Origin of the sequence: Nitrosospira multiformis (genome assembly GCF_900111585.1) — a bacterium.
GTDB classification, from domain to species: Bacteria; Pseudomonadota; Gammaproteobacteria; order Burkholderiales; family Nitrosomonadaceae; genus Nitrosospira; species Nitrosospira multiformis_B.
The window spans coordinates 307,452-320,189 of the sequence record NZ_FOHI01000001.1 but is presented as its reverse complement, the minus strand read 5'-3'; the positions used below and the strand labels follow the sequence as shown (position 1 = coordinate 320,189).

Here is a 12,738-nt window from a genome sequence, read left to right as displayed (position 1 = left end):
GCGCGATTCCCGCTTCCTGCCTGTTCGTCCTGTTTCAGTCCTCCTCCAGCCCTTATTCCGGCTCAGCGCTGTCTCAGCCACTCAGCGACTTCGGTGGCGTAGTACGTCAGAATGCCATCGGCGCCTGCGCGCTTGCAGGCAAGCAGGGCTTCAAGCACACAGGCCCTTTCATCCAGCCAGCCGTTTTGCCCAGCCGCTTTCAGCATCGCATACTCGCCGCTCACCTGATAAACGAAGGTGGGCGCTCCGAAGCGCTCCTTGATCCGCCGGACAATGTCGAGATAAGGCAGCCCCGGCTTAATCATGACCATGTCGGCACCCTCCTCCAGATCCAGTCCCACTTCCCATAATGCTTCATCCGAGTTGGCGGGATCCATCTGGTAAGTATATTTGTTTCCGGTACCCAGATTGGCCGCTGATCCCACTGCATCGCGAAACGGCCCATAAAAACTGGAAGCATATTTTGCAGAATAAGCAAGGATACGGGTATGGATGAGACCCTGGTTCTCCAATGCAGCGCGAATTGCGCCTATACGGCCATCCATCATATCCGACGGCGCAACTACGTCAGCGCCTGCTTGCGCATGCACCAGGGCCTGCTGGGTCAAAACGGCCACCGTTTCCTCGTTCATCACATAACCGCTGTTATCGATCAATCCATCCTGCCCATGGCTCGTGTAAGGATCGAGGGCGATGTCGGTAATGATACCCAGTTCGGGAAAACGTGCTTTCAACGCACTTACTACCCGCGGTACCAAACCCGAGGGGTTGAGCGCTTCGGAAGCGGTTTCATTTTTCAGTCCCGTGTCGATGACCGGAAAAATAGCCAGCGCTGGGATTCCCAGTTCCAGGCATTTTTCGGCATGGGATAGTAGAACGTCCAGGCTTTGCCGTACAACGCCGGGCATGGACGGGACTTTTTCCTCACGTTTTTCACCATCCAGCACGAATACCGGATAGATCAAGTCATCCGCATGTAACTGATTCTCGCGCATCAGGCGGCGGGAAAATTCATCGCGGCGCATGCGCCGCATTCTTTTTTGGGGAAATTGACTAATGGCTGGCATGATGATTCTGCAAAAAAAGAAAAAATCTGATAAAAAATCAAAAATCCGGGAACTTGTGGTTGGATTTTCTATCTTACTGACAGACGTTGTTTATTTGTCTCCCGCTTTTCCTCCCTGAGCGGGTACCTTAATCCCTATTAAGGTAGTTTGCCCCCGGTTTTATTCCCCTTTAACCGGGGGTTTTTTATTTCTGGCGTTCGGTGTTTTCCGGCGCATTTCCCTTGTCCCCTTGTCGCTCCCCGACGCACCAGCTTCCCTGATCATATCGGTATCCAGGTCGATTCCTGATCCGAACCATGCATCAAGCAAGGCACTCGCCTCCTCAACACCTTCTCTGCTTGTGCTGGAAAACAATTGTACGCTGCATTGTGGATAAGATTCACGTAAAAAACCCAGCACGGTTTTGAGAACCTTCTGCCCCTGCTGCCGCGTGAGCTTGTCCGACTTGGTAAGCAGCACATGCACCGCTTTCTTCGTTGGTGCAAACCAGGCAAGCATTTGCCGATCCAGCGGGGTTAAAGGATGCCGTGCATCCATGATAAGAACCATGCCGTGAAGCGATTGCCTTGTCTGAAGGTAGGTACTAAGCAGACGCTCCCAATGCTGACGGACTTCCGCCGGCACTTTTGCATAGCCGTAGCCAGGCAAGTCCACCAGAAACCTGTTGTTACCCAACTGGAAAAAATTCAGATGCTGGGTGCGTCCCGGTGTTTTACTAACGAAAGCGAGGCGGTTACGGTTTGCCAAAGTATTGATCGCACTCGACTTGCCCGCGTTCGAGCGGCCAGCAAAGGCTATCTCGACCCCAACCGGGGGGGGCAGGTCGCGCAGCTCGCTGACGGTAGTGTAAAAGGTTGCGTTCTGAAAAACGGACATATCCAGTCTACGTCCGCAGGACGCAAAAGAAAATCAATTTCCGATGGAATCTTCCGGGGAAGCCGCGGCCCCTCCCGAAGCTGTTTCTGAAGTCTCCCGGGCAATGGCCAGCAAGCCTTGCAAAACGAGATTATCCATCACTTTCACATTCACGTTAAGCTGGGGCTGCAACTGCTGCGCTGCACCGCCGCTGAGAATGCACTCGGGCATGCGACCGAGGGTACCTGCAAGCAAGGTCGCCATGCGTTCGATTGCCCCCGCCATCGCGTGCATGGCACCACTATAGAGTGCATCGGCGGTACTGTCAGGATAATCGCAAAATTTTCCGTCCCCCGATTCCAGTGAGCCAAGGTCCTCCACCAGTATCTTCTGCATCAGATCGATCCCGGGGGTTATGATTCCTCCGAGAAATTCACCTGTGTCGGAAAGGGCATCCACCGTCATAGCGGTTCCCGCATCGACTACCAAGCACCCCTGTCGTTCCAGCACCCACGCTGCCACGAGCGCCGCCCAGCGGTCGCTGCCAAGCTGCGCAGGGTTGGAGTAATAGTTGCGGACACCGCATTGATAGGGAACGGCAGTAATCCATTGTGGCTCTGCTTTCCACCGCGCCAGTAGCTCTGACAGACTGGCCTTGATCCCGACCTTGGCGACATTGGATATCACTACACGTGAAGGTTCACACAAATCTCCCCATTCCCGCTCGAGCTGCACTGTGTCGCCCTGCGCTGCGACCCCTTGCATGAGCCAGTTGCGGCCATCGTGCAGTCCCCATTTCACGCGCGTGTTGCCGGAATCCACCGCCAGTAGAAGGGGTTTCATTTATGCTGTCCTGCGCAGCGATATCTCGCCGCCGCTGAAACTGCGAAGACCCAGTGATGTTTGCAGCAACAACGACCCGCTATCCGATACCCCGTGCACCAGCCCCTCCTGGCCCGACCCGTCAGGTAGCCTGAGGGTGACGGCTTTGCCTTCACATACATGACGATCAACCCATTCCTCCTTGAATGGCGTAAAACCCGATTGCTCAAATTCTCTCAATACTCGAGCAATATTCAGCAACAATTCAGCCAGCAATTTATTGCGATCCGGTATTTCTCCGCTGATGGAAAAAATATCCGTTGCGCCCTGGTCTATCCGCGCCTGGACGCTGTCGGACAATTTCAGGTTCATGCCTACACCGATTACAGCGACGGTGGGACCGAGCATATCGCCATGCAGCTCTATCAATATGCCTGCTAGTTTACAGAAATTGAACATGACATCGTTTGGCCATTTGAGTACGGCTCCCTGTATCCCCGAAGATTCGAGCGCGCGTACTATTGCAACTCCTATGGCGAGACTCAAACCCGAAAGAAAGCTTGCGCTTTGCTGAAACCGCCATAGCACGGAAAACGCGAGACCGACTCCCAGGCCAGAGTGCCATTGCCGTCCCCGTCGTCCACGCCCCTTCGTTTGCAACTCGGCCGCTACCACATGAATGAGCCTGTCACCCAGACTCAACCGGTTGTCCGCCTCATGCAGTAAAAGGCTGTTGGTGGAGTCGATCGTATCGAGTATTTCCAGATTGAACTTGTTCGCCTGATGACCGAGGTGCTCAAGAATGACATTTCGTTCCAGCCATTGCACCTGGTCGAGCAGGCGATAGCCGCGCCCCTTGATTTTATGAATGGTCAATCCAGCTTCATCCGCATCGCGAAGGGCGTTCGATACGCTGGCGCGGGAAACTCCCAGAGCTTCGGCAATAGCCGGACCTGAATGAAATTCGTTATCGCTCAGCAGCCGGAGAATGGAAAAGGTGAGTGGATTCATGTAATCAGTGTAGTGTAAATAAATGGAAATGGAACTTTGCCACGCGCATTCTCGCTAACAGTAAAAGAAATGCAGGAAGAAAGTCAGCAGGGGTTTCTGGTCGAATTTGGCTCGATACGTTATTCAACTATAATGAGCAGCCGGGCAAGTACAAACGAACAGGAGAGAGCAGAACCGGCGTTCCCGTTTGCCCATGAATTCCCGGAAAAGACGAGCAGGAATTCCCTTTCGAGAGGTCCAGTTTGAACGAAAAAGCTACACCTAGCGATGTAACACCGTCCGCGTCCAATTTCATACGCAATATCATCGAAGAAGACAATCGCACCGGCAAGTGGAACGGACGGATTGAAACGCGCTTTCCGCCCGAACCCAACGGCTACCTGCACATCGGTCATGCCAAAAGCATTTGCCTCAACTTCGGCCTGGCGCGGGACTATAACGGAATATGTCATCTGCGCTTCGATGACACCAATCCCGAAAAAGAAGAGCAGGAGTATGTCGATTCAATAATGGATGCGGTAAGGTGGCTTGGCTTCGAATGGGGCGAGTACCTGCACTATGCGTCGGACTATTTTGACAAGCTCTACGAGTTTGCCGAACATCTCATCAAGCAGGGTAAAGCATACGTGGACAGCCTTACTGTCGAGGAAATCCGCGCCCTGCGAGGCACGCTTACCGAGGCGGGTGAAAACAGTCCCTACCGCGACCGCTCCATCGAGGAAAATCTTGACCTGTTTCGCCGCATGAAGGCTGGTGAGTTTCCTGACGGTGCTCACGTTCTGCGCGCCAGAATTGATATGACTTCCCCCAATATCAATCTGCGCGATCCCGTGATTTACCGGATTCGTCATGTCCGCCATCACCGGACGAATGACAAATGGTGTATTTATCCGATGTATGACTACACCCACTGCATATCCGATGCGCTGGAAAGGATCACGCACTCGCTGTGCACGCTGGAATTCGAGGATCACCGTCCCCTCTATGACTGGATACTGGATCAATTGGCAGATGTTGTTCCATGTCATCCGCAACAGATCGAATTTGCGCGTTTGAATCTCACCTATACCGTCATGAGCAAGCGCAAGCTGATCGAACTGGTTAGCGGGGGTTTTGTGGATGGATGGGATGACCCGCGCATGAATACGCTTGTCGGAGTGAGACGACGCGGTTATACACCGGAATCCATCCGTCTGTTTGCAGAACGCATCGGCGTCAGCAAGGCCGATTCATGGATAGACATGGGTATCCTGGAAGAATGCCTGCGCGAAGATATGAATGAGCGTGCGCAGCGGCGCCTGGCTATCCTCGACCCGCTCAAGGTCGTTATCGATAACTATCCAGAGAATGCCGAGGAAGAGTGCTTTGCTCCCAATCATCCGCAAAAGCCGGAATGGGGAAGCCGTATCGTACACTTGACGAAAACGATCTACATCGAACGCAGTGACTTCATGGAGAATCCTTCCAAGGGATATTTTCGCCTGTCACCCGGCGGCGAAGTAAGGTTGCGGTACGCCTATATCGTAAAATGCGTGGATGTTGTGAAAGGGGCCAATGGCGAAATCTTGGAAATCCATTGCACCCATGATCCGGACAGCAAGAGCGGCACGCCCGGAGCCGATAAACGCAAGGTCAAGGGCAATATTCATTGGCTTTCAGCCGCCCATGCGCAACAAGCCGAAGTACGGCTTTATGATCGCTTGTTCAGTCAGGCTCATCCTGACACAGGTGGCCGGGACTATAAAGCATTTCTGAATCCGGATTCAAAGAAGGTCCTTGCAGCCTATGTCGAGCCCGTACTCATGACAGCGCAACCGGAAGAACGTTTTCAATTCGAGCGTCATGGCTATTTTGTCGCAGATCTGAAGGAAACAGAACCGGGAAGACCCGTATTCAATCGCGCGGTCACCCTGCGTGATTCGTGGGGAAAACCGGGTTGATTTCTGACAAGTATGCTGGCTTCGTTGCGAGCAGGATAGTGCCAATTTGTACGGCTTTGCTCCCGCCAACGATTGAATGGACTGCTTGTATCGAGATACCATTAAAATGGTACTTCCCTTTCTCGTTTTTTTTCGCTAGGATACTGAAAAATGACAGGCTGGCCGAAATTGCTGGCCTGCGAAGCAACAAAAAATATAATTCCTGATATTCTTGTATCTATCACTGCCACTTCTGGTATCAATTGGCAGAGTATCATTAATATACCCCTGCCCTTGCAGAATTAACTGAATGTCAGTCGTACATATTTCATTTGAGCGATTTGGAAAAGCACATGAGTCATACCCACCATATTTCTGACGGAAATTTTGAGACCGAAGTATTGCAGTCGACAGTACCTGTACTGGTTGACTATTGGGCAGAATGGTGTGGACCGTGCAAGATGATAGCGCCCATCCTGGACGAGGTAGCCAAAGAATATGGCGACCGTCTCAAGGTTGCCAAGCTCAATATCGACGAAAACCAGGCTACGCCGCCCAAATATGGTATTCGCGGTATCCCTACCCTCATGCTCTTCAAAAACGGAAATATTGAAGCCACCAAAGTAGGGGCGTTATCGAAATCCCAGCTCACTGCTTTTATTGACAGTCACATCTAAAACTGCTAATTTATAATTAACGCATTCCGCAAACTCTCCGGTAGTTTCCGGTTCGATTACGTTCGCCGCTTCGAATTCTCGTTCGGCTCCATCAGTTTTCCCAACGCTTCCTGACGCTTTCTTTACGTCCCTCTTCTTCACCCACGGATTCCGTTCATGCATCTATCCGACCTCAAAAACTTCCACGTCACCGAACTGGTGGAGATGGCAATTGCTAACGAAATTGACGGCGCCAACCGGCTACGGAAACAGGATCTGATTTTCGCGTTATTGAAGAATCAGGCACGGAAAGGCGAAAGCATTTTCGGCGAAGGCACCCTGGAAGTGCTGCAGGATGGTTTCGGCTTCTTGCGTTCTCCCGACACCTCATATCTCGCCGGTCCGGATGACATTTATGTCTCACCCAGCCAGATACGACGCTTCAACCTTCATACGGGGGATTCGATAGAGGGTGAAATAAGGACGCCCAAGGACGGAGAACGTTATTTCGCGCTGGTCAAGGTCGATAAGGTCAATGGAGAACCTCCTGAAAACTCCAAACACAAGATACTGTTTGAAAATCTCACCCCGCTCTTTCCCACCGAACGGCTGCAGCTCGAACGCGAGATCAAAGCCGAAGAAAACGTTACCAGCCGCATCATCGATCTGATTGCCCCCATCGGCAAAGGACAGCGGGGCCTCTTGGTAGCCAGTCCCAAATCGGGCAAGACCGTCATGCTTCAGCACATCGCCCACGCCATTGCCGCCAATTACCCGGATGTGATGCTGATGGTGCTGCTGATAGACGAGCGCCCTGAAGAAGTGACCGAAATGATCCGGTCGGTAAGAGGCGAAGTGATTTCCTCCACTTTCGATGAACCGGCTGTACGTCATGTGCAGGTGGCGGATATGGTCATCGAAAAAGCCAAACGACTGGTGGAACACAAGAAGGACGTGGTAATCCTGCTGGATTCGATCACCCGGCTCGCGCGCGCCTATAACACAGTGGTACCTGCTTCCGGCAAGGTGCTGACGGGCGGTGTGGATGCCAACGCGCTGCAGCGGCCGAAGCGGTTTTTTGGCGCGGCGCGCAATATCGAGGAGGGTGGCTCTCTCACCATTATTGCCACCGCTCTGGTCGACACCGGCTCGCGCATGGACGATGTGATTTATGAGGAATTCAAGGGCACCGGCAACATGGAAATCCATCTTGACCGGCGCATGGCGGAAAAACGCATTTACCCCGCCATCAACGTCAACCGTTCCGGCACCCGCCGGGAAGAACTCCTGATCAAGCCCGATGTATTGCAGAAAATCTGGGTACTGCGCAAGCTGCTCTACCCGATGGATGACATGGAAGCAATGGAATTTCTGCTCGACAAGATCAAGGCAACGAAGAACAACGCGGATTTCTTCGATTCAATGCGGCGGGTCTAATATTACTCAGCCTAAACATTGGAGGCCTCTCCGCTCCCGGAATGCCTTGTTGCATCCCGTTTGCGAGTGGAGGATAATACGCGGCTTTCCCCAAAATCAGGCAGATATCGTGCGGGGAGCATTTGCAAGCTGAGGATCATTTCATGAAACCAGATATTCATCCAGATTACCAGGAAATAACCGTGACCTGCAGTTGCGGTAGCATTTTTCAAACCCGTTCCACCATGGGCAAACCCCTGCACATCGAGGTTTGCTCGGTTTGCCATCCGTTCTATACAGGCAAACAAAAAATCGTCGATACTGCCGGGCGTGTCGAGAAGTTCCGTCAGAAATACGGCAAGAAAATGGAAAAGCAACCGGCAGCTTGATAATCGGTTACTGAACTTTGAAAAAGGCAGCCCCTTGGCTGCCTTTTTTATTTTCGGTGGATTAAATGAGCTTTATAAGGCTCATTTTTAAATTCGCTGCCATGCTCGACTGTACCTGCTTGCGACAGGATAGCCGGAATTTTCAAACTGAATGAGGCGCTTGCAGCCGTTGGATTCGATATCGGCATCGAACAAAAAAGCAACATTCGGGCAGCCTGAATATGTGGCTCAACCCTACAGTCATTCTGAGATATTGTGCAAACGCCCAGAACAGCCGTTGCAGTGAGAGCAGAATATTACAATGACAAACAAGGCGTAATCATTACATTCGCAACGCCTCATGGTTCCCGGGCATGGGGCTTTTCAGCCAATTTCGATTACAACATCACTGACAATCTACTATGGAGGCTTGAGGCCAGAATGCTGCGCAGCAATGACGATATTTTTGCTGGTAAAAACGGTACTTCCAGAGATAGCGCCACCTTTTTCACTACGTCGATCGTCACCCACTTTTAAAGGCAATATGCCTTCAAGCCGCGCCTTCCCCTATTCCTCCCCTGAACTGGTTTGTCCCGCTTCGGCAGTTTTTGTTTATTGGCAGAGACCGCCTCAACGAAAATCGGACTTTTGATACTTTATGCTGTGTTAAGCGTATTTGTGCTAAAGCGAACAGAATTAGGTGAGCGACAAGTAATAAAATTAATGTAGAGCTGAAAGTTCATCCACTATGTGCATGATATCATTACTCTTTTAACGAATTTCACTATGGCCGTTTACCAAGACAGCAGCTATCTTATCCGCTGCGACCATTTTGATTTCAACGTTAAGCGTGCACCTGGTACCAGCGCATCGGTAAGTGGTATCTATCGGTGCATAGGCTGCGGCCAGGAAATTGTTGTAAAGAAAGGACAGTTACTGCCGGAGTACGAAGAACATATCCACGGTTTCGAACTCGGACCACCTCGCTGGCAGCTTATCGTCTTCATCCTCTAGCTCCCGCTTTTTTCCAGCCCTTTTCGAGGATCTTCATGAGGAACTGTGGAATAAACTGAATCTGCACATCCGGCTATGAACTCCTATGCTGCCGAAGTTTACGTCTCAATTCCTTTTTTTTGCAGCTCCGCCTTCGCATCCTGGCTCTTCTCCAGATCCAGTTCCATGTACTTCAACACTTCGGGGATTTTCGTAAACTGTATATCGCGATACTCGACTACCTGAACGCGATTACCCCAAGGATCGAGGAAGTCGAGGAAGCCTCCTTCGAGCATTGTCGCTCCCGCTGCTTCAGCGAGTTCGCGCACATTTGAGCGGTCATCGACCACAAGGCCGAAATGCCTGTCGTCGTCCGGGCTTTGCGACCGCCCTTCCATCAATGCAATGAACTGGTCTCCCATATCGATAAAGGCAGCACCCTGGCTTCGTCCTCGTAATTTAAAGGTGAAGATGCGGCCATAAAAAGCCAGCGCTTCTTCGATATCGCCCACCTCCAGCGCGATATGATTGATGCCGACCATCTGCGGTTTTATCTTCTCGCTCATCTGTTTCCTCCTGATTGATACACTTTCTGCTGCAGGAATCGTTACTTGTCTTGTCTATTTTAGGCCTATCATTTTCTTTTTGCTTTTTCATGCCATGTTGTATCGTTTTTGATATCCCCTTCCAGTCTAAGCATTTTGCGCGGCATGGAATGCTCTTAGCACTGCAGGCAAAAATACAGTACGCACCTCTGATGTCCCGCGCAAGCTTGGCTCGATAGTACCTGTAAACCAGGACGCGTCACCCGCGAGGAAATGGCGGTGCACATCGACGAGCTCTCCATAACGCGGAGCGAGCTGCCGAATAGCGGCATTAATGCGGTTGAAGTTGGATCGGGCAATGCGCGCATCGGTGGCAAGAAAATTGCGGGAGTCATCGCCGAAAGTCGGATCGTAAATTGTGCCCAGCAGAACTGGCCGTACCGGAAGCGCTTGCAGAAAAGCATCTAACTGCTGTTGAAAGCACGCGATGCCCTCCCCTCGGTCCGCAGCAAGACCAGTGAGAAGATCGTTGCCACCTACTGTAACCAGGGCGACAGCGGGATCGGTTGCCTTGATACCTCGCGCCTGCCAGGAGAGATTGTCAACCACGCTGCCATCACGCGCACGGTGGTTCAGCAGTGCAGTCATCGAGGATGACTGAGACATGAGATCGCGCCCCTTGAACTCTGGAAACAGGAAATCATTGTTGCGAACGATCAACTGCCCCGGATGGACACCATATTCGTTGTAACGCCCGCAGTCGAGAATCGAATCCCCAAATGTGAAGACGGTGAGTACCTTGTTCTTCGCTGAAATCGTTCTACTCAATGTCATGGCCGCGGCTCCGACCATAAGGGCTTGCAGAAAACGTCGGCGCATCACTCAATTTTCGTGTGACAAGAGAACAACTGCGCGTTGGCGGCCGCTGTTTATAAACCCTGCATAAGCAATGGATAATCCGTAATTACCCCATCCACACTCAGTTGCCGACATTCCTCATGCTCAGCCCGGGTTATCGGACCGTAAACGAAGTTGCGAAAGCCAGTCACGGCCGCCTGGGCCAACAAGGCTTGATCCAGCACATTGTAATCCCAAACCAGATGGTTGATCCTGGCGTTGCCATCACAATCGAAACCAGTCAACAGGGAATCGAGGGTTTGCGGCCGGTGCGCGACCAGCAGACCGCAATCGAGCTTCAATGAGGACGCGCAGGTTGCAATCAGATCATGCCGGAAGGAGCTGACGATAATACGATGGGGGGCTTGATACTTTTCCAGAACACCGAATACCGTTGACAAGTGATGCGGGGTTTTGAGTTCGACATTCCAGAGTATGTCGGGAAAATGCGCGAGCGCCTCATCCAGGGTAGGTATTTTATGCCCCAACACACCTTCGATTTCGCGATGGGCAAGATCAGACACTGCCTGTCCGGTAGCCATTACCCGATCATGAACCAGCACCGGCACACCGTCCCGGCTCATGCGCACATCCGTCTCGATACCGTTTACCCCTGCCATTATCGCTGCTTCAAAAGCTTCGAGCGTATTTTCCGCAGCTGTCGCGTGATAACCACGATGCGCCAGTATCAGCATATTCAATGTCTTCCCAGGCTCGCATCTATGAATTTACCCAAAGCCTTGGCCCAGTCTTCCCTCGTGTAAATGAAGCCCTCATTGTGACCGCCCTGCAGCTCGATGAATCGCTTGGGATTGCGTGCTGCCTCGTACAGGGCCTGCCCTTGCTTGAACGGCACAATTTCATCCTGAGGACTGTGGGCGACGAATACGGGACAGCTCACATCCTTCAAATGCTCAAGAGTGTTGTATTTGAAACGGGAAAGCCGCCGGATGGGAAGATAGGGATACAGTTGCGCTCCCATGTCAGGGACCGAGGTAAACGCGGAAGCCAGAACCAAGACGCCGGGTATTTCGCGGGCCGCCAGCCAGGAAGCGATTGCACCGCCTAAAGATTCTCCGAATAACACAACATCGGCAGGAGGAATAGCCTTCTTTTCGGTTATGTACCGCCATGCAGCAACAGCATCCCGGTACGTCCCCTGCTCTGTCGGTTTGCCGCTACTTTCGCCGTAGCCCCGATAATCGAAAATGAAGGTGTTATATCCAAGGCGGTAAAACATCGACAAATAGTCGATCCGTTGGGAAATGTTCCCGGCATTCCCGTGAAAAAACAGGACAGTCGCTTTCGCATGAGATGCCGGGACAAACCAGCCATGCAGCCTTTCCCCATCTGCAGTCTCCAGTTCGACAGACTCATACGCAAGGCCTGACTCATCTGGAGTCCCGGTGATGCCACGTCCGATTTCAGGATAGTAAATAAGGCTGGGCTGGGCGAAGAATATCACCGCCGCGAAAACGACATAGATGAGTGCAGCCATGATGGCCAAGCTGAGCAGCATGCGCATGGATCGTTTAATCCGCAGTTAATCCCCGAAGCCGACAGCTATAATAGCGATTTTTCAGTCAACAGTAACAGGAACAAGAATGAATCTTGACAGAGTCAACTCCGGCCGTGACGTGCCGAACGATTTCAATGTCATCATAGAAATACCCATGAATGCCGACCCCATCAAATACGAGGTGGATAAGGAAACGGGCGCAATGTTCGTTGATCGCTTCATGTCGACATGCATGCACTATCCCTGTAATTACGGTTATATCCCGCACACCCTCTCGGAAGATGGGGATCCGGTGGATGTTCTGGTGATTTCACCGGTTCCACTCATCTCAGGAGTGGTGGTACGGTGTCGGCCGCTGGGTATGCTTCAAATGACCGATGAGGCAGGCGGAGATGCGAAGGTTCTGGCAGTGCCAATCGACAAACTGTGCGCTCTCTATCGTGCGGTGAAATCTCACGCCGACTTGTCTGAACTGACACGCTCACAGATTGCCCATTTTTTCGAACACTACAAGGACCTGGAACCCGGCAAATGGGTGAAGATAACCGGATGGACAGGGGTAACGGAAGCCGAAGTGGAAATTACGAGTGGAGTGAACCGCTATAACGCGGCTGCGAAAAAGCCAATGTTTTAAAGGCCAATGTCAATGTTTCAAAGCTTGGCAGAGTAC

General features: G+C 51.9%; 16 protein-coding genes. 8 read left to right on the top strand and 8 right to left on the bottom strand.

What is annotated here, in order from left to right:
- Positions 1-62: 62 nt before the first annotated feature.
- Positions 63-1,067 (bottom strand): porphobilinogen synthase, encoded by a 1,005-nt coding sequence (gene hemB, locus BMW46_RS01465; RefSeq protein ID WP_074703907.1) that lies wholly within the window; start codon positions 1,065-1,067, stop codon positions 63-65.
- On the opposite strand from hemB, the gene BMW46_RS15680 reads away from it, so the two are divergent.
- A complete protein-coding gene (locus tag BMW46_RS15680) occupies positions 1,057-1,185 on the top strand; it encodes a hypothetical protein (RefSeq protein WP_256376913.1) in 129 nt (42 codons plus the stop codon). The two genes, hemB and BMW46_RS15680, sit on opposite strands and share 11 nt — an antisense overlap.
- Before the next feature lie 41 nt (positions 1,186-1,226).
- Here BMW46_RS15680 and yihA read toward each other — a convergent pair whose 3' ends face one another.
- From yihA to BMW46_RS01450, 3 genes are read right to left on the bottom strand one after another with little or no spacing between them, the layout of a single operon-like run.
- Positions 1,227-1,943: a ribosome biogenesis GTP-binding protein YihA/YsxC gene (gene yihA, locus BMW46_RS01460; protein ID WP_074703905.1), complete on the bottom strand. Its 717-nt coding sequence runs from the start codon at positions 1,941-1,943 to the stop codon at positions 1,227-1,229.
- A gap of 33 nt (positions 1,944-1,976) precedes the next feature.
- Positions 1,977-2,765, bottom strand: coding sequence for a type III pantothenate kinase (locus BMW46_RS01455; protein WP_074703904.1), 789 nt, complete (start codon positions 2,763-2,765; stop codon positions 1,977-1,979).
- On the bottom strand, positions 2,766-3,755 hold the full coding sequence (locus BMW46_RS01450) for a biotin--[acetyl-CoA-carboxylase] ligase (protein WP_074703902.1): 990 nt from the start codon (positions 3,753-3,755) through the stop codon (positions 2,766-2,768).
- 242 nt (positions 3,756-3,997) lie between these two features.
- On the opposite strand from BMW46_RS01450, the gene BMW46_RS01445 reads away from it, so the two are divergent.
- The 6 genes from BMW46_RS01445 (at position 3,998) to BMW46_RS01420 (ending at position 9,128) form a co-directional block, all read left to right on the top strand.
- A complete protein-coding gene (locus tag BMW46_RS01445; RefSeq protein WP_074703900.1) occupies positions 3,998-5,695 on the top strand; it encodes a glutamine--tRNA ligase/YqeY domain fusion protein in 1,698 nt (565 codons plus the stop codon).
- Positions 5,696-6,027: 332 nt separating this feature from the next.
- Positions 6,028-6,351, top strand: a complete 324-nt coding sequence (gene trxA, locus BMW46_RS01440; RefSeq protein WP_011381389.1) for a thioredoxin TrxA — start codon at positions 6,028-6,030, stop codon at positions 6,349-6,351.
- 156 nt (positions 6,352-6,507) lie between these two features.
- Positions 6,508-7,767 carry a transcription termination factor Rho gene (rho, locus tag BMW46_RS01435; protein ID WP_011381390.1) on the top strand — a complete coding sequence of 420 codons (1,260 nt, stop codon included), beginning with the start codon at positions 6,508-6,510 and terminating at the stop codon, positions 7,765-7,767.
- Positions 7,768-7,910: 143 nt separating this feature from the next.
- On the top strand, positions 7,911-8,135 hold the full coding sequence (gene rpmE, locus BMW46_RS01430; RefSeq protein WP_074703899.1) for a 50S ribosomal protein L31: 225 nt from the start codon (positions 7,911-7,913) through the stop codon (positions 8,133-8,135).
- A gap of 255 nt (positions 8,136-8,390) precedes the next feature.
- Positions 8,391-8,651, top strand: a complete 261-nt coding sequence (locus BMW46_RS01425; RefSeq protein WP_074703897.1) for an outer membrane beta-barrel protein — start codon at positions 8,391-8,393, stop codon at positions 8,649-8,651.
- 249 nt (positions 8,652-8,900) lie between these two features.
- Positions 8,901-9,128, top strand: coding sequence for a hypothetical protein (locus BMW46_RS01420; protein WP_074703896.1), 228 nt, complete (start codon positions 8,901-8,903; stop codon positions 9,126-9,128).
- Between the two features lie 98 nt (positions 9,129-9,226).
- Here BMW46_RS01420 and BMW46_RS01415 read toward each other — a convergent pair whose 3' ends face one another.
- The 4 genes from BMW46_RS01415 to BMW46_RS01400 form a co-directional block, all read right to left on the bottom strand.
- The gene (locus tag BMW46_RS01415; protein WP_074703894.1) at positions 9,227-9,673 is read right to left on the bottom strand and encodes a VOC family protein; all 447 of its coding nucleotides are present in this window, start codon (positions 9,671-9,673) and stop codon (positions 9,227-9,229) included.
- Positions 9,674-9,799: 126 nt separating this feature from the next.
- Positions 9,800-10,486 carry an SGNH/GDSL hydrolase family protein gene (locus tag BMW46_RS01410; RefSeq protein ID WP_256376912.1) on the bottom strand — a complete coding sequence of 229 codons (687 nt, stop codon included), beginning with the start codon at positions 10,484-10,486 and terminating at the stop codon, positions 9,800-9,802.
- A gap of 95 nt (positions 10,487-10,581) precedes the next feature.
- Positions 10,582-11,244, bottom strand: coding sequence for a glycerophosphodiester phosphodiesterase (locus tag BMW46_RS01405; protein WP_074703891.1), 663 nt, complete (start codon positions 11,242-11,244; stop codon positions 10,582-10,584).
- 2 nt (positions 11,245-11,246) lie between these two features.
- Positions 11,247-12,068 (bottom strand): alpha/beta hydrolase, encoded by an 822-nt coding sequence (locus tag BMW46_RS01400; RefSeq protein WP_256376911.1) that lies wholly within the window; start codon positions 12,066-12,068, stop codon positions 11,247-11,249.
- Positions 12,069-12,153: 85 nt separating this feature from the next.
- Between BMW46_RS01400 and ppa the strand changes: the two genes are divergently transcribed.
- Positions 12,154-12,702, top strand: coding sequence for an inorganic diphosphatase (gene ppa, locus BMW46_RS01395; RefSeq protein WP_074703888.1), 549 nt, complete (start codon positions 12,154-12,156; stop codon positions 12,700-12,702).
- The last annotated feature ends 36 nt before the right edge of the window (positions 12,703-12,738 follow it).

Coding starts and splice junctions, on each gene's coding strand:
- ppa (WP_074703888.1), top strand. CDS start 12,154: ATGAATCTTGACAGAGTCAACTCCGGCCGTGACGTGCCGAACGATTTC.
- BMW46_RS01410 (WP_256376912.1), bottom strand. CDS start 10,486: ATGACATTGAGTAGAACGATTTCAGCGAAGAACAAGGTACTCACCGTC.
- rpmE (WP_074703899.1), top strand. CDS start 7,911: ATGAAACCAGATATTCATCCAGATTACCAGGAAATAACCGTGACCTGC.
- hemB (WP_074703907.1), bottom strand. CDS start 1,067: ATGCCAGCCATTAGTCAATTTCCCCAAAAAAGAATGCGGCGCATGCGC.
- BMW46_RS01450 (WP_074703902.1), bottom strand. CDS start 3,755: ATGAATCCACTCACCTTTTCCATTCTCCGGCTGCTGAGCGATAACGAA.
- trxA (WP_011381389.1), top strand. CDS start 6,028: ATGAGTCATACCCACCATATTTCTGACGGAAATTTTGAGACCGAAGTA.
- BMW46_RS01400 (WP_256376911.1), bottom strand. CDS start 12,068: ATGCTGCTCAGCTTGGCCATCATGGCTGCACTCATCTATGTCGTTTTC.
- BMW46_RS01415 (WP_074703894.1), bottom strand. CDS start 9,673: ATGAGCGAGAAGATAAAACCGCAGATGGTCGGCATCAATCATATCGCG.
- rho (WP_011381390.1), top strand. CDS start 6,508: ATGCATCTATCCGACCTCAAAAACTTCCACGTCACCGAACTGGTGGAG.
- BMW46_RS01420 (WP_074703896.1), top strand. CDS start 8,901: ATGGCCGTTTACCAAGACAGCAGCTATCTTATCCGCTGCGACCATTTT.
- yihA (WP_074703905.1), bottom strand. CDS start 1,943: ATGTCCGTTTTTCAGAACGCAACCTTTTACACTACCGTCAGCGAGCTG.
- BMW46_RS01405 (WP_074703891.1), bottom strand. CDS start 11,244: ATGCTGATACTGGCGCATCGTGGTTATCACGCGACAGCTGCGGAAAAT.
- BMW46_RS01455 (WP_074703904.1), bottom strand. CDS start 2,765: ATGAAACCCCTTCTACTGGCGGTGGATTCCGGCAACACGCGCGTGAAA.
- BMW46_RS15680 (WP_256376913.1), top strand. CDS start 1,057: ATGGCTGGCATGATGATTCTGCAAAAAAAGAAAAAATCTGATAAAAAA.